We start from the raw sequence: 18536 nt of genomic DNA, 5'->3' as shown, positions 1-18536 counted from the left end.
TATCCCCACATCGCCGCAGCAAATCATAGGATGTACAGCCATGACGTCGGTAACCCCGTGCGCCAGTTCTTCCAGCGAGATGAATGACTTCCTCCAGGCCCATCCGGACACGCAGTACGTCGACCTGCTGATCTCCGACATGAACGGCGTGGTACGTGGCAAGCGCATCGAGCGGGCCAGCCTGCACAAGGTGTACGAAAAGGGCATCAACCTGCCGGCATCGCTGTTCGCCCTGGACATCAACGGCTCTACCGTGGAAAGCACCGGCCTTGGCCTGGACATCGGCGATGCCGACCGCATCTGCTTCCCGATCCCCGGCACGCTGTCGGACGAGCCGTGGCAGAAGCGCCCCACCGCCCAGCTGCTGATGACCATGCACGAACTGGATGGCCAGCCGTTCTTCGCCGACCCGCGTGAAGTATTGCGCCAGGTGGTGAGCAAGTTCGACGACCTGGGCTTGGATATCTGCGCCGCGTTCGAGCTGGAGTTCTACCTGATCGACCAGGACAACCTCAACGGTCGCCCGCAGCCGCCGCGTTCGCCGATTTCCGGCAAGCGCCCGCAGTCGACCCAGGTGTACCTGATCGACGACCTCGACGAATATGCCGACTGCCTGCAGGACATGCTCGAAGCGGCCAAGGAACAGGGCCTGCCGGCCGACGCCATCGTCAAGGAAAGCGCCCCGGCGCAGTTCGAGGTCAACCTGCACCACGTGGCCGACCCGCTGAAGGCCTGCGACTACGCGATCCTGCTCAAGCGCCTGATCAAGAACGTTGCCTACGACCATGAAATGGACACCACCTTCATGGCCAAGCCCTACCCGGGCCAGGCGGGCAACGGCCTGCACGTGCACATCTCGTTGCTGGACAAGAAAACCGGCAAGAACATCTTCGCCAGTGACGACCCGCTGCAAAGTGACACGCTGCGCCACGCCATCGGCGGCGTGCTGGAAACCATGCCAGCGTCGATGGCCTTCCTCTGCCCGAACATCAACTCCTATCGCCGCTTTGGCGCGCAGTTCTACGTGCCCAATGCACCGAGCTGGGGCCTGGACAACCGCACCGTGGCGGTACGCGTGCCTACCGACAGCAGCGACAACGTGCGCCTCGAGCACCGCGTAGCCGGTGCCGATGCCAACCCGTACCTGATGCTCGCGGCAATCCTTGCTGGTGTGCATCACGGCCTGACCAACAAGGTCGAGCCCGAGGCGCCGATCGAAGGCAACTCCTACGAACAGCTGGAGCAGAGCCTGCCGAACAACCTGCGCGATGCCCTGCGCGCGCTGGATGACAGCGAAGTCCTCAACCAATACATCAGCCCGGACTACATCGATATCTTCGTGGCCTGCAAGGAAAGCGAACTGGCCGAGTTCGAAGTGTCGATTTCCGACCTTGAGTACAACTGGTACCTGCACACGGTGTAAGCCCATGAGCGCAACTGCGGTCCCCTTGATCGGTGTCAGCGCCTGCCGCCAGCAGGTGGGGAAGAACTCGTCGCACACGGTAGGCGACAAGTATGTCGAGGCGGCCGGCTTTGCCGGCCTGCCGCTGATCTTGCCGGCCCGTGACGGCGGCAGCGACACGCAAGCGCTGCTGGCCCGCCTGCACGGCATTGTTTTTACCGGCTCGCCTTCAAATATCGAACCGCATCATTACAATGGCGCCCCCAGTGCGGCGGGTACCCGGCATGACCTGGCGCGTGATCGCCTGACCCTGCCGTTGCTGCAGGCGGCGATTGCCGCCGGTGTGCCGGTATTCTGCATCTGCCGTGGCTACCAGGAATTGAATGTGGCCCTTGGCGGCAGCCTGCACCAGCGCGTGCAGGAGCTGCCCGGTTACCTGGACCACCGCGAACCTGAGGACGCACCCCTGGAGGTGCAGTACGGCCCTCGTCACCCGGTCGGCATTGAGCCTGGCGGGCTGTTCGAGCGCCTGGGCCTGGCAGCGCAGTTCGAGGTCAACTCGCTGCACAGCCAGGGCATCGACCGCCTGGCCCCAGGCCTGCGCGTCGAGGCACGGGCCCCGGATGGCCTGATCGAAGCGGTGTCCATGCCCGATGCGCCAGGCTTTGTGCTTGGCGTGCAGTGGCACCCGGAATGGCGGTTCAACGATAACCCGGTCTCGCTGCGCCTGTTTCAGGCGTTTCGCGAAGCCTGCATTGCCTATGCAGCACGGGAGGGCGCACGGCAGGCGTGATGCTTACGTCAGCCGAAGGTCTCGGATGACGTGCCCCCGACAGCAAGCTTTCAATGAGTGAAAGCGGGCCTTGCACGCAAGGCCTGTGAAAACAATTCCAAAATTTACGGCAAATACTCATGAGCAATTACACAGAAGCCGGCCGCCCACCCGACGTGGCGGCCGACGCGGGCAACACTCAGCGCAGCAAGGGCCTGGCCAAGGGCCGTTTGGGCTTGCTGGCCAGCGTGGTGCTGGGCATTTCCACCATCGCCCCGGTCTACACCCTGACCGGCGCCCTTGGCCCGACCGTGCGTGAGGTGGGTGCCCACCTGCCAGCCGTGTTCATCGTCGGCTTCCTGCCGATGCTGCTGGTGGCCCTGGGTTACCGCGAGCTGAACTCGGCGGAGCCGGACAGCGGCACTTCGTTCACCTGGTCGGCGCGAGCCTTCGGCCCGATGATCGGCTGGATCGGCGGCTGGGGGCTGGTAGTTGCCACCACCATCGTGCTGTCCAACCTGGCAGGGGTGGCGGTCGACTTCTTCTACCTGTTCCTTGGCCAGATCACCGGCAAGCATGAACTGGCAGCGTTGGCCGACAACCTGTTGATCAACATCACCACCTGTTGCGTGTTCATCGCCCTGGCGGTGTGGATCTGCTGTCGCGGCATAGCCACCACCATGACCGTGCAGTACGGCCTGGTGGCCTTGCAGTTGGTAGTGCTGATCGGCTTTGCCTTTGCCGCCTTCGACGGCATCACCGCGCCGCCACCGCTGGAATTCGATTTCGCCTGGTTCAACCCGTTCGGCGTCGAGTCGTTCTCGGCCTTTGCCGCCGGGCTGTCGCTGTCGATATTCATCTTCTGGGGCTGGGACACCTGCCTGACCGTCAGCGAAGAGTCGGTAGGCAGCGAAGAGGTGCCAGGCAAGGCCGCCACCTGGACCGTGATGCTGATCCTCGGCCTGTACCTGTTCACCGCCATCGCCACCCTGCAGTTTGCCGGTATCAGTGAAACGGGCCTGGGCCTGAACAACCCGCGCATCCAGGAGAACGTGTTTGCCCACCTGGCCGGCCCGGTCATGGGGCCGCTGGCGATCCTGATGTCCATTGCCGTGCTGGCCAGCACGGCGGCATCGCTGCAGTCGACCTTCGTGGCGCCGGCGCGCACCCTGTTGGCCATGGGTTACTATGGCGCAGTACCGCCGAAGTTCGCCAGCGTCTGCCCGCGCTCGCAAACCCCGCGCTATGCCACCATCTGCGCCGGCCTGGCCGCAGGCCTGTTCTACGTGACCATGCGTACCCTGAGCGAGAACGTGCTGGCGGACACCATCACCGCGCTGGGCATGATGATCTGCTTCTACTATTCGCTTACGGCATTTGCCTGCGTCTGGTATTTCCGTGACAGCCTGTTCAGCAGCCTGCGCCACTTCATCATGCGCGGAATGTGCCCGCTGGTGGGTGGGGTGATCTTGTCGGTGATCTTCCTGCGCACCGCCATCGACAGCGCCTCGCCGGACTTCGGCAGCGGCTCGCATGTGGGCGGGCTGGGGCTGGTGTTCGTGATTGCCGCGATCATCTCGGTGCTCGGCATCGGGCTGATGATGCTATCGCGCATGCGCGCGCCGGCGTACTTCCTCGGGGCTACCCTGCGCCAGCAGGCTACCCTGCCTTTGCAGGAATAAAGCGGGGGCGCTTTGCGCCCCTATCGCGACACAAGGCCGCTCCTACAGGAGATCGCGTTAGCCAGGCTTGCGCAACCTCCTGTTGGAGCGGCCTTGTGTCGCGATTGGGATGCAAAGCAGCCCCGTGCGGTCTATCAGGAGAGCAGTTCTTTCAGCAGCCCGCTGTTGCGCTGTTGCTGCTTCTTCAGCACCAGGCGATTCGAGCGGAACACCGCCTTCAAGTCTTCCAGCGCCACGTCGAAATCATCGTTGATGATCACGTAGTCATATTCGTCGTAGTGCACCATCTCGCTGACCGCTTCCTTCATGCGCCCGGCGATGATCTCTTCGCTGTCCTGCCCACGGCCGTCCAGGCGCTGGCGCAGTGCCTGCTGGCTTGGCGGCAGGATGAACACCGACAACGCCTGAGGCATCAGCTTGCGCACCTGCTGGGCGCCTTGCCAGTCGATTTCCAGGATCAGGTCGTAGCCTTGGTCCAGGGTCTGCTGCAGCGCGCTGCGCGAGGTGCCGTAGAAGTTGCCGAACACCTCGGCATGCTCCAGGAAGTCGCCTTGCGCGATCAGCGCCTTGAATTCTTCGTGGACGACGAAGTGGTAGTTCACCCCGTGCTGCTCACCAAGGCGCATGGCGCGGGTTGTGTGCGAGACCGAGACGCGGATCTGCTGGTCGTCCTTGGTGAGGGCGGTGACCAGGCTGGTCTTGCCGGCGCCAGAAGGGGCCGAAACGATGTAGAGGGTGCCGCTGCTGTGGTTCATGGTCGGGGTGGCCTTACTCGATGTTCTGTACTTGTTCACGCATCTGTTCGATCAATACCTTCAGGTTGACCGCCGCTTGCGTGCTGCGTGGGTCGAAGGCCTTGGAGCCGAGGGTGTTGGCCTCGCGGTTGAGTTCCTGCATCAGGAAGTCCAGGCGCCGGCCGGCGGCGCCGCCACCCTTGAGCACCCGGCGCACTTCGGTGACGTGGGTGCTGAGGCGGTCGAGTTCCTCGGCCACGTCGCTTTTCTGCGCCAGCAATACCATCTCCTGCTCCAGGCGCTGCGGGTCGAGTTCGGCCTGCATGTCGCCGAAGCGGTCGAGAATTTTCTGTCGCTGTGCTGCCAGCATCTGCGGCACCAGGGCGCGCAGGGTGGTGACTTCGCTGGCCATGTTGTCCAGGCGTTCGTTGATCAGCCGCGCCAGTTCCTGGCCTTCGCGCAGGCGGCCGGCCTTCAGCTCGGCCAGTGCTTCGTCGAACAGCGCCATGGCCTCGGCGTTCAGCGCCTGTGGGTCGCTGGTGTCGGCTACCAGCACGCCCGGCCACGACAGCACTTCCAGTGGGTTCAGCGGTGCCGGCTGCTTGATCAGGCCGGCCACTTCCTCGGCGGCAGCGACCAACTGTGCGGCACGCTCGCGGTCCACTTTCAGTGGCTTGCCGTTGCTGTCTTCGTTGAGGCGCAAGGTACATTCCACCTTGCCTCGCGACAGGCCTTGGCGCAGGCCTTCACGCACACCGCCTTCGAGGTCGCGCAGGGCCTCGGGCAGGCGCAGGTGCGGCTCCAGGTAACGGTGGTTGACCGAACGCACCTCCCAGACCAGCGTGCCTTGGCTGCCGGCGCGCTCGACACGAGCAAAAGCGGTCATGCTGTGCACCATGGGGAGTACCTCGCGTAGATGAATGAACGGTGGGAGCCTCTCGGCTGCAAGGCGCAGGATTGTAGCGCAGTGGGGCCGTGGCGCCCAATCCACCCATGTTACCGAGGGGTGGCTGCGGTGGTAGGAAAAGGCGACGGGCAGCCCTGCGCGCGACAATAGGCATGTCTTCCCCGGGCTGCGGGCTCTATAATGCTCGGCAGATTCAAAGTCCCAGTACAGGTATCCCAGATGAAACGTCCAAGTGGTCGCGCCGCCGATCAGCTCCGCTCGATCCGCATCACCCGCAACTACACCAAGCACGCCGAAGGGTCGGTACTGGTCGAGTTCGGTGACACCAAGGTCATCTGCACGGTCAGCGTGGAAAACGGTGTGCCGCGCTTCCTCAAAGGCCAGGGCCAAGGTTGGCTGACCGCCGAATACGGCATGCTGCCGCGTTCCACCGGCGAGCGTAACCAGCGCGAAGCCAGCCGTGGCAAGCAGGGTGGCCGCACCCTGGAAATCCAGCGCCTTATCGGTCGCTCACTGCGTGCCGCGCTGGACATGAGCAAGCTGGGTGACATCACCCTGTACGTCGACTGCGACGTGATCCAGGCCGATGGCGGCACCCGTACCGCGTCCATCACTGGCGCCATGGTCGCCCTGTGCGACGCTCTGGCAGTTATCAAGAAGCGCGGCGGCCTGAAGGCCGGCAACCCGCTCAAGCACATGATTGCTGCCGTGTCGGTGGGCATGTACCAGGGCGAAGCCGTGCTCGACCTGGACTACCTGGAAGACTCCGCTGCCGAAACCGACCTGAACGTGGTCATGACCAGTGCCGGTGGCTTCATCGAAGTACAAGGTACTGCCGAAGGCGCGCCGTTCCAGCCTGAAGACTTCAACTCCATGCTCGCCCTGGCACAGAAGGGCATGACTGAAATCTTCGAACTGCAGCAGGCCGCACTGGCCGACTGATTCCAGCCAGGGAGGTGCGGGGCATGAGCGATTCGAACCTGTCGATCACCCCGCCCAATGCCGAAATCCGGCAGTGGGCGATGTTCTGCCACCTCTCCGCGCTGCTGGGCCTGGTGGTGCCGCTCGGGCACCTGCTGGGCCCGCTGGTGCTGTGGCACCTCAAGCGCGAGCAAGACCCCTTCATCGACGCCCAGGGCAAAGAGGCGCTGAACTTTCAGATCAGCGTGACCATTGCCGGGTTCATCTGCTTTTTGCTGATGTTCGTGTTCATCGGGCTGGTGCTGTTCGCCATGCTGACGGTGGCGGTGATGATCCTGATCATCATTGCCGCGGTGCGGGCGAATGAGGGCAAGCCGTATCGTTACCCGATGATCTGGCGGCCGATCAAATAAAGCTGGGGCCGCAAAGCGGCCCCATGCCTTTTAGATGGTCAACGTCCAGTCATAGTCGACGATCAGCGGCGCATGCTGGGAGAAGCGCGGCTGACGCGGCAGGCGGGCGTTGCGCACGAAGCGGCGCAGGCCCGGGGTGAGGATCTGGTAGTCGAACCGGTAGCCCAGGTTGAGCATCTCGGCCTGCTCGTTGTCCGGCCACCAGCTGTACTGGTCACCTTCACGGCTGACCTCGCGCAGGGCATCGACGTAACCCATCTCGCCCGTGATCGCATCCATCCAGGCGCGTTCCGGCGCCAGGAAGCCCGGCGACTGCTGGCTGTCACGCCAGTTCTTGATGTCGAGCTTCTGCTGCGCCACGTAGAACGAGCCGCAATAGATGTATTCGCGGCGCTTGCGGCGCTGCTTGTCCAGGTACTTGGCGAAGTCGTCCATCAACTTGAATTTCTGGTTCAAGTCTTCGTCGCCGTTCATGCCCGAAGGCAGCAGCAGGCTGGCAATACTGACTTTGTCGAAATCTGCTTGCAGATAACGCCCGTAGCGGTCGGCTGTCTCGAAGCCCAGGCCGGTGATGACTGCCTTGGGCTGCATGCGCGAATACAGGGCCACACCACCTTGGGCAGGCACCTCCGCGTCGCAGGCATAAAGGAAATAGCCATCGAGCTGGAAAGCTGGGTCGTCGAGTTCAAAGGCCGAGGCGCGGGTATCCTGAAGGCAGATGACGTCGGCATTCTGGGCTTGCAGCCAGCTGAGCAAACCACGCTCGGCCGCAGCCTGAATGCCATTTACGTTCACACTGATGATCCGCATAAATGGCCCCAAAAATCTCGTGCGTGTATGATACCCGAGCTCAACCCATTTAGCTAAATCCGTGGTGTCCGGGACTATTCATGCAGCCGTATCAGCGCGACTTTATCCGTTTTGCCATCGATCGCGGGGTACTGCGCTTCGGTGAATTCACCCTGAAATCGGGGCGTACCAGCCCGTATTTCTTCAATGCCGGCCTGTTCAACACCGGTTCCGCACTGGCCGAACTGGGGCGTTGCTATGCCGCAGCCATCGTCGACAGCAAGATCCCGTTCGATGTGCTGTTCGGCCCGGCCTACAAGGGTATCCCATTGGCGGCAACTACTGCCGTGGCCCTGGCCGACCAGCATCAGCTCGATGTGCCATGGTGCTTCAACCGCAAGGAAGCCAAGGACCATGGCGAAGGTGGCAGCCTGGTCGGCGCGCCGCTGGCCGGTGACGTGCTGATCATCGACGACGTGATCACCGCCGGTACCGCCATTCGTGAGGTCATGCAGATCATCAACGCCCAGCAGGCCAAGGCCGCTGGTGTGCTGATCGCACTGAACCGCGAAGAGCGTGGCAATGGCGAGCTGTCGGCGATCCAGGAAGTGGAGCGCGACTTCGGCATCCCGGTTGTCAGCATCGTTTCGCTGACCCAGGTGCTGGAGTTCCTGGCCGATGACCCGCAGCTGAAGCAGCACCTGCCGGCGGTCGAGGCTTACCGGGCGCAATACGGGATCTGATCCTGGCCTGGAAATGAAAAAGGCGACCTTCTTGTGAAGGTCGCCTTTTTTTGTGCCGCCTGTTCCGGCCCTTTCGCGGCGGTTCGACGCCTCGATGAACCCGCTCCCACAGGATCGCCACAGCCCTCAAAGGCGGTGCAATCCCTGTGGGAGCGGGTTTACCCGCGAAGAGGCCCGAACAGGTTAACGATCAGCGTGGCTTGCGGTTGGTAATCAGGGTACCCACGCCGCTGTCGGTGAAGATCTCCAGCAGCACCGCATTCGGCACGCGGCCGTCGATGATGTGCGAGCTGTTCACGCCGCCCTGTACCGCATCCAGCGCGCACTTGATCTTCGGCAGCATGCCGCCGTAGATGGTGCCGTCGGCGATCAGTTCGTTGACCTGCTCGGTGGTCAGGCCGGTCAGTACCTGGCCCTGCTTGTCCATCAGGCCGGCGATGTTGGTCAGCAGCATCAGCTTTTCGGCCTTCAGCGCCTCGGCAACCTTGCCCGCCACCAGGTCGGCGTTGATGTTGTACGACTCACCATTGGCACCCACACCGATCGGCGCGATCACCGGAATGAAGTCGCCCTTCACCAGCATGTTCAGCAAGTCGGTATTCACGCTCACCACTTCGCCGACATGGCCGATGTCGATGATTTCCGGGGTGGTCATCTCGGGGGTCTGGCGGCTGACGGTCAGCTTGCGGGCGCGGATCAGCTCCGCGTCCTTGCCGGTCAGGCCGATGGCGCTGCCGCCGTGGCGGTTGATCAGGTTGACGATGTCCTTGTTGACCTGGCCACCCAGCACCATCTCCACTACGTCCATGGTCGCCGAGTCGGTGACGCGCATGCCGTCGATGAAGTGGCTTTCGATCGACAGGCGCTTGAGCAGGTCGCCGATCTGCGGGCCACCACCGTGGACCACCACCGGGTTGATGCCCACAGCCTTCATCAACACGATGTCACGGGCGAAGCCGGTCTTGAGCTCCTCGCTCTCCATCGCGTTGCCGCCGTACTTGATCACCAGGGTCTTGCCGACAAAGCGGCGGATGTAAGGCAGTGCTTCGGACAAAACCTCGGCTACATGGGAAGCGGCATCGCGATCGAGGGTCATGCAGGGCTCCTGTAAGGAACAGATAGTCGGTCAGAACGGCAGTTGCAGCTCAGGGGCAACCCGCAGCAACTGGGTACGGAAAACATCCTTGATACGTTGCAATTCGGCGTCGCTGTCGGCCTCGAAGCGCAGCACCAGCACCGGGGTGGTGTTGGAGGCGCGAACCAGGCCCCAGCCGTGGGCATAGTCGACCCGCACACCGTCGATGGTGGTCAGGTTGGCTTCGCCCCAGTCGGCGTCGCGTTGCAGTGCATCAATGATGCTGAATTTACCCTCGTCGGTCACATCAATATTGATTTCCGGCGTGGAAATATCGTTCGGGAAGGCGGCGAACAGGTTTTCGGCGCTTTGCCCGGCCTTGCTGAGGATCTCCAGCAGGCGCGCGGCGCTGTAGATGCCGTCGTCGAAACCGTACCAGCGTTCCTTGATGAAGATGTGACCACTCATCTCGCCGGCCAGCAGCGAACCGGTCTGTTTCATCTTCTTCTTGATCAACGAATGGCCGGTTTTCCACATTAACGCGCGACCGCCGTGCTGCTCGATCAGCGGGGTCAGGCGGCGGGTGCATTTGACGTCGAAGATGATCTCGGCGCCCGGGTTGCGTGCCAGCACGTCCTGGGCAAACAACATCAGCAGGCGGTCGGGGTAGACGATGCTGCCGGTATTGGTCACCACACCAACGCGGTCGCCGTCACCGTCGAAGGCCAGGCCGATGTCGGCACCGGTTTCCTTGACCTTGGCGATCAGGTCTTCGAGGTTTTCCGGTTTGCCCGGGTCCGGGTGGTGGTTGGGGAAGTTGCCGTCGACCTCGCAGAACAGCGGGATCACTTCGCAGCCAAGGGCCTCGATCAGTTGTGGTGCGACCACGCCAGCGGCGCCGTTGCCGCAATCCACCACCACCTTGAGCTTCTTGGCCAGCTTCACGTCGCCGACGATCTGCTGGAAGTAGCGGTCAAGGATCTCGACCTTGTCCACGCGGCCTTCGGCCAGGGTCAGGTCGTTGGTTTTCAGGCGGGTCAGCAGGGCCTGGATCTGTTCGTTGGCCAGGGTGTCGCCAGCGATGACGATCTTGAAACCGTTGTAGTCCGAAGGGTTATGGCTGCCGGTCAGCATCACGCCCGACTTGCCGGCCAGCACGTTGGCGGCATAGTACAGCGCCGGGGTGGGCACCAGGCCGACATCGCTGACCTGGCAGCCGGCGTCGACCAGGCCCTTGATCAGCTGTTCGACCAGCATCGGGCCGGACAGGCGGCCATCGCGGCCTACCGAAACCTGCGGTTCGCCCTGGGCCAGGCTTTGCGCGCCGATGGCGCGGCCGATCCAGTAGGCGGTTTCGGCGTGAAGGGTCTTGCCGACCACGCCACGGATGTCATACGCGCGGAAAATGCTGTCTGGCAATGCGGCGGGGACCAGGTGGGCCATGTCGTTCATCTCTGGAAGCTCCATTAGTCAAAGGCTTTCTGGGCAGGCGCAAACTGAACGCTTGGACGGTGGTTTCGCCAGAGAGTTCGCCATCCTTGGCCCCAACGGTCATTTGTCGGCTCAGTGGCTGCCGGAATGGCCGAAGCCGCCAGCGCCACGCTGGCTTTCATCGAAGGCTTCGACGATGTCGAAGTGGGCCTGCACTACCGGTACCAGCACCAGTTGGGCGATGCGCTCGCCAACAGCGATGGTGAACGGGGTGTTGCCGCGGTTCCAGCACGACACCATCAGCTCGCCCTGGTAGTCCGAGTCGATCAGCCCGACCAGGTTGCCCAGCACGACGCCGTGCTTATGGCCCAGGCCCGAGCGCGGCAGGATTACCGCTGCCAGGCCCGGGTCGCCGATGTAAATCGACAGGCCGGTAGGGATCAGCAGGGTCTGGCCCGGTTCGAGGACAGTGTCTTCCTTGAGCAGGGCGCGCAGGTCGAGGCCGGCGGAACCTGGGGTGGCGTAGGTCGGCAGCGGGAATTCGCTGCCCAGGCGTGGGTCGAGGATCTTGGCTTGAAGAGCGTGCATGTAACTTATTGAACCTGGTTGAGCCGTTCGGCGATGAAGGCGACCAGTTGCCGGGCGATCTTGCCCTTGCTGGTCTGCGCGAAGAGGGTCTGGTGCTGCTGGCGGTCGATCACGGTCAAGGCGTTTTCTTCGCTGTTGAAGCCGATGCTGGGGTTGGCCACATCATTGGCGACGATCAGGTCGAGGTTCTTGTCCTTGAGCTTGCGCGTGGCGTAATCGAGCAAGTGTTCGGTTTCGGCGGCAAAGCCGACGCTGAACGGGCGGTCGGCGCGGCCAGCGATGGTGGCAAGGATATCGGGATTGCGCACCATCTGCAGCAACATGCCGTCGCCGGTCGTAGGATCTTTCTTCAGTTTTTGTGTGGCAACCACTTCCGGGCGGTAGTCCGCAACCGCCGCCGAGGCGATGAACAGGTCGCACGGCATGGCTGCTTCACAGGCGGCAAGCATGTCCCGCGCGCTTACTACGTCGATACGGCTGACCCGGTCGGGGGTTGGCAGGTGCACCGGGCCGGTCACGAGGGTGACCCGAGCCCCGGCTTCGGCAGCCGCTTCGGCCAGGGCGAAGCCCATCTTGCCGGAGCTATGATTGGTGATGTAGCGCACCGGGTCGATGTTTTCCTGGGTCGGCCCGGCGGTGATCAGCACATGCTTGCCGGTCAGTGCCTGGCGCTTGAAGCTTTCTGCGGCGCACCAGGCCAGGTCGGTGGCTTCGAGCATGCGCCCCAGGCCGACGTCGCCACAGGCCTGGCTGCCGGAGGCCGGGCCGAACACCTGGATGCCACGGCTCTTGAGCAGCTCGAGGTTGGCCTGGGTGGCCGGGTCGCGCCACATCGCCTGGTTCATCGCCGGGGCCACGGCAACGGTAGCGTCGGTGGCCAGCACCAGGGTGGTCAGCAGGTCATCGGCCATGCCCTGGGCCATGCGTGCCATCAGGTCGGCGGTGGCCGGGGCGATCAGCACCAGGTCGGCCCACTTGGCCAGTTCGATATGGCCCATGGCCGCTTCGGCGGCCGGGTCGAGCAGGTCCATGTGCACCGGATGGCCCGACAGCGCCTGCAGGGTCAGCGGGGTGATGAACTCTGCACCACCACGGGTCATGACGACGCGCACCTGCGCGCCGTGCTCCAGGAGTCGGCGAATCAGTTCGGCGCTTTTGTAGGCGGCAATGCCGCCACCCACGCCGAGAACGATGCGCTTGCGATACAGCCGCTGCATAGGCTTGCCTTTTTCCAGTGAGAGCGGGCGGCGACGTTTGAAAATGCCTGCGGCAGAACGTCGCATGTACGAGGCGAAATAGATTAACACAGGGCCGAAATGGGCCGCAGCAAAGGCAGAGGGGCGGATGAATATCAGGGAGTGGCCGGCGGAAGAACGGCCTAGGGAGAAGTTGTTGCAGCGTGGGGCAGGGAGCCTGACCGATACGGAACTGCTGGCCGTTTTTCTCGGCTCAGGCGTACGTGGGCGTAATGTCGTGGAGCTTTCGCGAGGCTTGCTGGTGAAGTTCGGCAGCTTGCGCCGGTTGCTGGAGGCCGACCGGGAGGCCTTTGTTGGAGAGCTTGGGCTGGGCCCTGTGAGGTATAGCCAGCTGCAGGCATTGCTGGAGATAGGGCGCAGGCATCTTGCAACCTCGATTGAGCGTGAGTCGGCCATGGACAGCCCGGAAACGGTGCGGCGCTACCTGAAAGCGATGCTGCGGCATGAGCCCAGTGAGGTGTTCGGTTGCCTGTTTCTGGATACCAAGCATCGGCCGCTGGCGTTCGAGATTCTGTTCAGGGGCACGATCGACCGGGCAAGCGTCTACCCGCGGGAAGTGGTGCGGCGGGCATTGCTGCATAACGCGGCGGCTTTGATCCTGTGCCATAACCATCCCTCGGGCAACAACGAGCCGAGCCAGGACGATGTGCATCTGACCCTGTCGCTGAAGCGCGGGTTGGCGTTGATCGACGTGCGGGTGCTGGATCACATCATCATTGGTGACGGGGAGCCGTTGTCGATGGTGGAGCATGGGTGGATTGTGGCTTAGGGCGGCAGTTTGGCGCGGTCATTTGTAGGAGCGGCCTTGTGTCGCGAAAGGCCTGCGAAGCAGGCCTGGGGTTTCAGCGCAGATGCACAAATTGCTGGGGCTGCTGCGCAGCCCTTTCGCGACGCAAGGCCGCTCCTACAAGGGCCGGTGTAACCCTTGAAGGCGAAGAGGCCGGTGCAGGTTTACTTGGTCACCGAGACCTTGCTGAAATCCAGCCGCCCGAACGGGCTTACCTGGTAGCCCTCGACCTCCTGGCGCAGCAGGGTCGCCGCTGTCGGGTGCGCCAGCGGCACCCACAGCGCCTGCTGCTGAATCAAGGTCTGCGCCTGCTGGTACAGCCGGCTGCGTACGCTCTGGTCGTTGGTGGTGCGCCCGGCGCTGATCAGTTGGTCCAGGCGGCTGTCGCAGAAGCGCGCGAAGTTGGTCCCCGACTCCACCGCCGCGCAGGAAAACTGTGGGCTGAGGAAGTTGTCCGGGTCGCCGTTGTCACCCGCCCAGCCCATGAACAACAGGTCATGCTCGCCGGCCTTGGCGCGGCGGATCAGTTCGCCCCATTCGATCACGCGGATCTCGGCCTTGATGCCAATCTTGGCCAGGTCGGCCTGCAGCATTTGCGCGCCAAGGCTGGGGTTGGGGTTGAGCAGGCTACCCGACGGCCGGGTCCAGATGGTGGTGCTGAAACCCTCGGCCAGGCCAGCCTTGGCCAGCAGGGCCTTGGCTTTCTTCAGGTCCAGCGGGTAGCCGGGCAGGTCCTTGGCGTAGCTCCAGGTGTTAGGCGGGTAGGGGCCGTTGGCGGCCACCGCAGACTCTTCGAACACTGCTTTCAGGTAAGCCTGCTTGTCGAAGGCCAGGTTGATGGCCTGGCGCACTTCCGGCTTGTCCAACGGCGGGTGCTGGCTGTTGATGGCGACGAAGGCGGTCATGAACGCCGGGGTGGTGGCCACCTTGAGGTTGCCATCCTTGCCCGCTTCGGCAATGTCCAGCGGTTTGGGTGACAGGGCGACCTGGCACTCGCTGCGCTTGAGCTTCTGCAGGCGCACGTTGGCGTCGGTGGTGATGGCGAAGATCAGCGGGTCGACCGCCGGCTTGCCGGCGAAATAGTCCGGGTTGGCGCGGTAGCGCACCACGGCGTCTTTCTGGAAGCGCTGGAACACGAATGGCCCGGTACCGATCGGCTGGCTGTTGAGCTTCTCCGGGGTGCCGGCCTTGAGCAGCTTGTCGGCATATTCGGCGGAGTAGATCGAGGCGAAGCCCATGCTCAGGGTGGCCAGGAAGGTGGCGTCCGGGTGGCTGAGGGTGAAACGCACGGTGTTAGGCGCCGGCGCCTCGATGGCCTTGATCAGGCTGCCCAGTTGCAGCGACTGGGCGTGCGGGTAGCCGCCTGGCGCTGTCTTGTGCCAGGCATGCGCCGGGTAGAGCATGCGCTGGAAGCTGAACAGCACGTCGTCAGCATTCAGTTCACGGCTGGGCTTGAAGTACGGGGTGCTGTGGAACTTCACGCCGTCGCGCAGGGTGAAGTCGTACACCAGGCCGTCGGCCGATACCGTCCAGCTGGCCGCCAGGCTCGGTACCACCTTGCCCTGCGCCGCGTCGAACTCCACCAGGCGGTTCATCAGCACGTCGGCGGTGGCGTTGGTCGTGGTCAGCGAATTGTACTGCACCACGTCGAAGCCTTCGGGGCTGGCTTCGCTGCAAACGCTCAGCGGGGCGGCCTGGGCAACGCCGGCAGCGAACAAGGAGGTGAACAATAGGGAAAGGGCGGCGGCACGCATGGTGGCTCCTTGGCTGTCAGTGGCCCATCTGCCAGTGCAGTCTGGAAAACGCCTACCCTAGTGCGCCTGCCGGCAAATGACCACACACTTTTTTGCAAAACTGGCGACGAGCGGTCGACGGCTGGCGGGGCCTGCCGCTATGCTGGCCCGGCGCGTTCTGGCTTGCGGCAATGTACATCTACTGTTGTTGCAGCCAAGTCTTTCTGGTATAAAGCAGCGCTCTTTTCTAGGGGCTCGGCCTGTCGCATCAGCGGATCCGGTCGATAAGACCTCCAGAATCACGGCGCCCAGGCGCCAAAGACTGAGAGATTAAGCGGCCAACCCATGCCGGGTTGGGCATGTGGTTTTAGAGGGCTGAGTCATGTCGAGAGTCTGTCAAGTTACTGGTAAGGGTCCAGTAACCGGGAACAACATTTCCCACGCAAACAACAAAACCCGTCGTCGTTTCCTGCCGAACCTGCAGCACCACCGTTTCTGGGTTGAATCCGAGAAGCGTTTCGTGCGTCTGCGCGTTTCCGCCAAAGGCATGCGTATCATCGACAAGCGCGGCATCGACGCCGTTCTGGTTGACATCCGTAAAGCTGGCGCCAAGGTTTAAGGGAGAGCATCATGCGTGAATTGATCCGTCTGGTTTCGAGTGCCGGTACCGGCCACTTCTACACCACCGACAAGAACAAGCGCACCACCCCGGACAAAATCGAGATCAAGAAATATGATCCGGTTGTTCGCAAGCACGTGGTGTACAAGGAAGCCAAGATCAAGTAATTGATCGGCGACCTGAAAAAAACCCGCATCCGAAAGGACGCGGGTTTTTTTATGCCTGCAGCAGGGTCAGTTGAAGTCGAAGCCCTGGATCAGCAGGTCGGCGCCGGCCTTGATCTGGATGCGCTCGATGTCGTACTCGCGGGTGCACATTTCGTTGGGCCCGACCACCCGGGTGCGGCCGGTGAGGGCGCAGATGGTGTCTTTCAGGGCGGGTGCGTAAGGGGTGCCGACCAGATGGGCGAGGGTTCGCAGCACTTCTTCGTTGGTCATGGTGATCTTCCTGTTGAAGTTGGATGGCCCGAAATGGGCAGAGCCATCCTCACGCATGCCTGCAAGCGCCCTGCGCTACATAGTTACTGCTGCAGTTACTTCTGTTCGAACATCACGTAGATCTTGCGGCACGGCTCCAGCACCTCCCAGGTGCCCTTGAAGCCGGCGGGGATGACAAACCGATCACCGGTACGCAGGGTTTTTGCCCCGCCGTCCTGGTCGCGCAGCACCGAAACGCCCTGGACGATCTCGCAGTATTCGTGCTCGGTGTAGTTCACCGTCCACTGGCCCACCTCACCTTCCCACACGCCAGCGGCAAACTGCCCGCATGGGCTGGAATAATGGTTGTAGACCGCCTGCTCGGGCTCGCCCTTGAGGATTTTTTCCGCCGCCGGGCGGTAGCGTTCGGCCTCGGTGATGACCTGGGCGAAGTCGATGATGCTGGCAATGCTCATGGTGCGGCTCCTGTTTTTGTTTAATAAAATGAACATGAGTAGGCTTTTGAGCCTTCAGTGTCAAATATATTGATAGTTTACACCGGCTGGTTTAGGGTATCGCTTGCCAGTGTGCGCTTGTCGCCCGGCCAGAATTCTGACAACGCCTGTGAGTCCTCAGTGCGGCGTTGCACCTAAACAAGAGGAGGAGTTTCGTATGACCACCCTGACCCGTGCGGACTGGGAACAACGTGCCCAGCAACTGAAGATCGAAGGCCGAGCCTTCATCAACGGCGAATACACCGATGCCGCATCCGGTGAAACCTTCGAGTGCCTGAGCCCGGTCGACGGACGCTTCCTGGCCAAGGTTGCCAGCTGCGACCTGGCCGATGCCAACCGCGCTGTGGAAAACGCCCGCGCCACCTTCAACTCCGGCGTGTGGTCGCAGCTGGCTCCGGCCAAGCGCAAGGCCAAGCTGATCCGCTTCGCCGACCTGCTGCGCAAGAACGTCGAAGAGCTGGCGCTGCTGGAAACCCTGGACATGGGCAAGCCGATCGGCGACTCCTCCAGCATCGACATCCCGGGTGCGGCCCAAGCCATTCACTGGACCGCCGAAGCCATCGATAAAGTCTACGACGAAGTTGCCCCGACCCCGCACGACCAGCTTGGCCTGGTTACCCGTGAGCCGGTTGGCGTGGTGGGTGCCATCGTACCGTGGAACTTCCCGCTGCTGATGGCCTGCTGGAAGCTCGGCCCGGCGCTGGCCACCGGTAACTCAGTAGTGCTCAAGCCGTCCGAAAAATCGCCGCTGACCGCCATTCGCATCGCCCAACTGGCGATCGAGGCCGGCATCCCGGCTGGCGTACTGAACGTGCTGCCAGGTTACGGCCACACCGTGGGCAAGGCCCTAGCCCTGCACATGGACGTCGACACCCTGGTGTTCACCGGCTCGACCAAGATCGCCAAGCAGCTGATGGTTTACGCGGGCGAATCGAACATGAAGCGCATCTGGCTGGAAGCCGGTGGCAAGAGCCCGAACATCGTCTTCGCCGACGCTCCGGACCTGCAAGCTGCCGCTGAAGCGGCTGCCAGCGCCATCGCCTTTAACCAGGGCGAAGTGTGCACCGCAGGTTCGCGCCTGCTGGTCGAGCGCTCGATCAAGGACAAGTTCCTGCCAATGGTGGTCGAGGCCCTGAAAGGCTGGAAGCCAGGCAACCCGCTGGACCCACAGACCACTGTCGGTGCCCTGGTCGATACCCAGCAGATGAACACTGTGCTGTCGTACATCGAAGCTGGCCACAAGGACGGCGCCAAGCTGCTGGCCGGCGGCAAGCGCACCCTGGAAGAAACTGGCGGCACCTATGTCGAGCCGACCATCTTCGACGGCGTGACCAACGCCATGCGCATTGCCCAGGAAGAAATCTTTGGCCCAGTGCTGTCGGTAATTGCCTTCGACACCGCCGAAGAGGCCGTGGCCATTGCCAACGACACGCCGTATGGCCTGGCGGCTGGTATCTGGACTTCGGACATTTCCAAGGCCCACAAAACCGCCCGTGCCGTGCGCGCTGGCAGCGTCTGGGTCAACCAGTACGACGGCGGCGACATGACCGCGCCGTTCGGTGGCTTCAAGCAGTCGGGCAACGGCCGTGACAAGTCGCTGCATGCACTGGAGAAGTACACCGAGCTGAAGGCGACCTGGATCAAGCTGTAATCCCAGGGGGCCGCTTAGCGGCCCGATCGCGACACACGGCCGCTCCTACCTGGCTCCGCGCTTTCGTGGAGGAGCGGGGGGGTGTGGCGTTCGGGCGGCGCA

General features: G+C 62.9%; 20 protein-coding genes. 10 read left to right on the top strand and 10 right to left on the bottom strand.

Annotation, left to right across the window (positions count from 1 at the left end):
• The first annotated feature begins 40 nt into the window (after nucleotides 1-40).
• The 3 genes from ABE456_RS13205 (at nucleotide 41) to ABE456_RS13195 (ending at nucleotide 3856) form a co-directional block, all read left to right on the top strand.
• Nucleotides 41-1423, top strand: coding sequence for a glutamine synthetase family protein (locus tag ABE456_RS13205; protein WP_003253387.1), 1383 nt, complete (start codon nucleotides 41-43; stop codon nucleotides 1421-1423).
• Nucleotides 1424-1427: 4 nt separating this feature from the next.
• The gene (locus ABE456_RS13200) at nucleotides 1428-2195 is read left to right on the top strand and encodes a gamma-glutamyl-gamma-aminobutyrate hydrolase family protein (RefSeq protein WP_346644307.1); all 768 of its coding nucleotides are present in this window, start codon (nucleotides 1428-1430) and stop codon (nucleotides 2193-2195) included.
• Between the two features lie 119 nt (nucleotides 2196-2314).
• Nucleotides 2315-3856: an APC family permease gene (locus ABE456_RS13195; protein WP_346644306.1), complete on the top strand. Its 1542-nt coding sequence runs from the start codon at nucleotides 2315-2317 to the stop codon at nucleotides 3854-3856.
• A 134-nt stretch (nucleotides 3857-3990) separates the two neighbouring features.
• On the opposite strand, the gene gmk is transcribed toward ABE456_RS13195, so the two are convergent.
• Together gmk and ABE456_RS13185 are read right to left on the bottom strand one after the other, a co-directional pair.
• Nucleotides 3991-4611 (bottom strand): guanylate kinase, encoded by a 621-nt coding sequence (gene gmk, locus ABE456_RS13190; protein ID WP_346644305.1) that lies wholly within the window; start codon nucleotides 4609-4611, stop codon nucleotides 3991-3993.
• 13 nt (nucleotides 4612-4624) lie between these two features.
• Nucleotides 4625-5488, bottom strand: a complete 864-nt coding sequence (locus tag ABE456_RS13185) for a YicC/YloC family endoribonuclease (protein WP_346644304.1) — start codon at nucleotides 5486-5488, stop codon at nucleotides 4625-4627.
• A gap of 228 nt (nucleotides 5489-5716) precedes the next feature.
• On the opposite strand from ABE456_RS13185, the gene rph reads away from it, so the two are divergent.
• Complete coding sequence (gene rph, locus ABE456_RS13180; RefSeq protein ID WP_346644303.1) at nucleotides 5717-6439, top strand: ribonuclease PH; 723 nt, start codon at nucleotides 5717-5719, stop codon at nucleotides 6437-6439.
• Nucleotides 6440-6462: 23 nt separating this feature from the next.
• Nucleotides 6463-6831 (top strand): DUF4870 domain-containing protein, encoded by a 369-nt coding sequence (locus tag ABE456_RS13175; RefSeq protein WP_003253399.1) that lies wholly within the window; start codon nucleotides 6463-6465, stop codon nucleotides 6829-6831.
• A gap of 30 nt (nucleotides 6832-6861) precedes the next feature.
• On the opposite strand, the gene ABE456_RS13170 is transcribed toward ABE456_RS13175, so the two are convergent.
• On the bottom strand, nucleotides 6862-7641 hold the full coding sequence (locus tag ABE456_RS13170) for an exodeoxyribonuclease III (protein ID WP_003253401.1): 780 nt from the start codon (nucleotides 7639-7641) through the stop codon (nucleotides 6862-6864).
• 80 nt (nucleotides 7642-7721) lie between these two features.
• Here ABE456_RS13170 and pyrE point away from each other — a divergent pair, with 80 nt between their 5' ends.
• The gene (gene pyrE / locus ABE456_RS13165) at nucleotides 7722-8363 is read left to right on the top strand and encodes an orotate phosphoribosyltransferase (RefSeq protein ID WP_003253405.1); all 642 of its coding nucleotides are present in this window, start codon (nucleotides 7722-7724) and stop codon (nucleotides 8361-8363) included.
• 190 nt (nucleotides 8364-8553) lie between these two features.
• Here the strand turns inward: pyrE and argB are convergent, their stop codons facing one another.
• The 4 genes from argB to coaBC all read right to left on the bottom strand — a co-directional run bounded on the left by argB (nucleotide 8554) and on the right by coaBC (nucleotide 12674).
• Complete coding sequence (gene argB, locus ABE456_RS13160; RefSeq protein WP_004575216.1) at nucleotides 8554-9459, bottom strand: acetylglutamate kinase; 906 nt, start codon at nucleotides 9457-9459, stop codon at nucleotides 8554-8556.
• A 30-nt stretch (nucleotides 9460-9489) separates the two neighbouring features.
• A complete protein-coding gene (locus ABE456_RS13155) occupies nucleotides 9490-10890 on the bottom strand; it encodes a phosphomannomutase/phosphoglucomutase (protein WP_346644302.1) in 1401 nt (466 codons plus the stop codon).
• A gap of 111 nt (nucleotides 10891-11001) precedes the next feature.
• Nucleotides 11002-11457 carry a dUTP diphosphatase gene (gene dut, locus ABE456_RS13150; RefSeq protein ID WP_110743413.1) on the bottom strand — a complete coding sequence of 152 codons (456 nt, stop codon included), beginning with the start codon at nucleotides 11455-11457 and terminating at the stop codon, nucleotides 11002-11004.
• Between the two features lie 5 nt (nucleotides 11458-11462).
• On the bottom strand, nucleotides 11463-12674 hold the full coding sequence (gene coaBC, locus ABE456_RS13145) for a bifunctional phosphopantothenoylcysteine decarboxylase/phosphopantothenate--cysteine ligase CoaBC (RefSeq protein ID WP_003253409.1): 1212 nt from the start codon (nucleotides 12672-12674) through the stop codon (nucleotides 11463-11465).
• A gap of 127 nt (nucleotides 12675-12801) precedes the next feature.
• Here coaBC and radC point away from each other — a divergent pair, with 127 nt between their 5' ends.
• Nucleotides 12802-13482: a DNA repair protein RadC gene (gene radC / locus ABE456_RS13140; RefSeq protein WP_346644301.1), complete on the top strand. Its 681-nt coding sequence runs from the start codon at nucleotides 12802-12804 to the stop codon at nucleotides 13480-13482.
• Between the two features lie 182 nt (nucleotides 13483-13664).
• Here radC and ABE456_RS13135 read toward each other — a convergent pair whose 3' ends face one another.
• Nucleotides 13665-15254, bottom strand: coding sequence for an ABC transporter substrate-binding protein (locus ABE456_RS13135; protein ID WP_346644300.1), 1590 nt, complete (start codon nucleotides 15252-15254; stop codon nucleotides 13665-13667).
• A gap of 361 nt (nucleotides 15255-15615) precedes the next feature.
• Here ABE456_RS13135 and rpmB point away from each other — a divergent pair, with 361 nt between their 5' ends.
• Together rpmB and rpmG are read left to right on the top strand one after the other, a co-directional pair.
• Nucleotides 15616-15852 carry a 50S ribosomal protein L28 gene (gene rpmB / locus ABE456_RS13130; protein WP_003253504.1) on the top strand — a complete coding sequence of 79 codons (237 nt, stop codon included), beginning with the start codon at nucleotides 15616-15618 and terminating at the stop codon, nucleotides 15850-15852.
• Nucleotides 15853-15863: 11 nt separating this feature from the next.
• Nucleotides 15864-16019: a 50S ribosomal protein L33 gene (rpmG, locus tag ABE456_RS13125; protein ID WP_003253507.1), complete on the top strand. Its 156-nt coding sequence runs from the start codon at nucleotides 15864-15866 to the stop codon at nucleotides 16017-16019.
• Nucleotides 16020-16085: 66 nt separating this feature from the next.
• Here the strand turns inward: rpmG and ABE456_RS13120 are convergent, their stop codons facing one another.
• Together ABE456_RS13120 and ABE456_RS13115 are read right to left on the bottom strand one after the other, a co-directional pair.
• On the bottom strand, nucleotides 16086-16289 hold the full coding sequence (locus ABE456_RS13120) for a hypothetical protein (RefSeq protein WP_346644299.1): 204 nt from the start codon (nucleotides 16287-16289) through the stop codon (nucleotides 16086-16088).
• A 95-nt stretch (nucleotides 16290-16384) separates the two neighbouring features.
• Complete coding sequence (locus tag ABE456_RS13115) at nucleotides 16385-16744, bottom strand: cupin domain-containing protein (protein ID WP_346644298.1); 360 nt, start codon at nucleotides 16742-16744, stop codon at nucleotides 16385-16387.
• Nucleotides 16745-16940: 196 nt separating this feature from the next.
• On the opposite strand from ABE456_RS13115, the gene ABE456_RS13110 reads away from it, so the two are divergent.
• A complete protein-coding gene (locus ABE456_RS13110) occupies nucleotides 16941-18434 on the top strand; it encodes an aldehyde dehydrogenase (RefSeq protein ID WP_003253510.1) in 1494 nt (497 codons plus the stop codon).
• The last annotated feature ends 102 nt before the right edge of the window (nucleotides 18435-18536 follow it).

This window comes from Pseudomonas sp. TWI929 (assembly GCF_039673335.1).
Classification (GTDB): Bacteria; Pseudomonadota; Gammaproteobacteria; order Pseudomonadales; family Pseudomonadaceae; genus Aquipseudomonas.
This window is presented reverse-complemented; position numbering and strand designations above follow the sequence as displayed.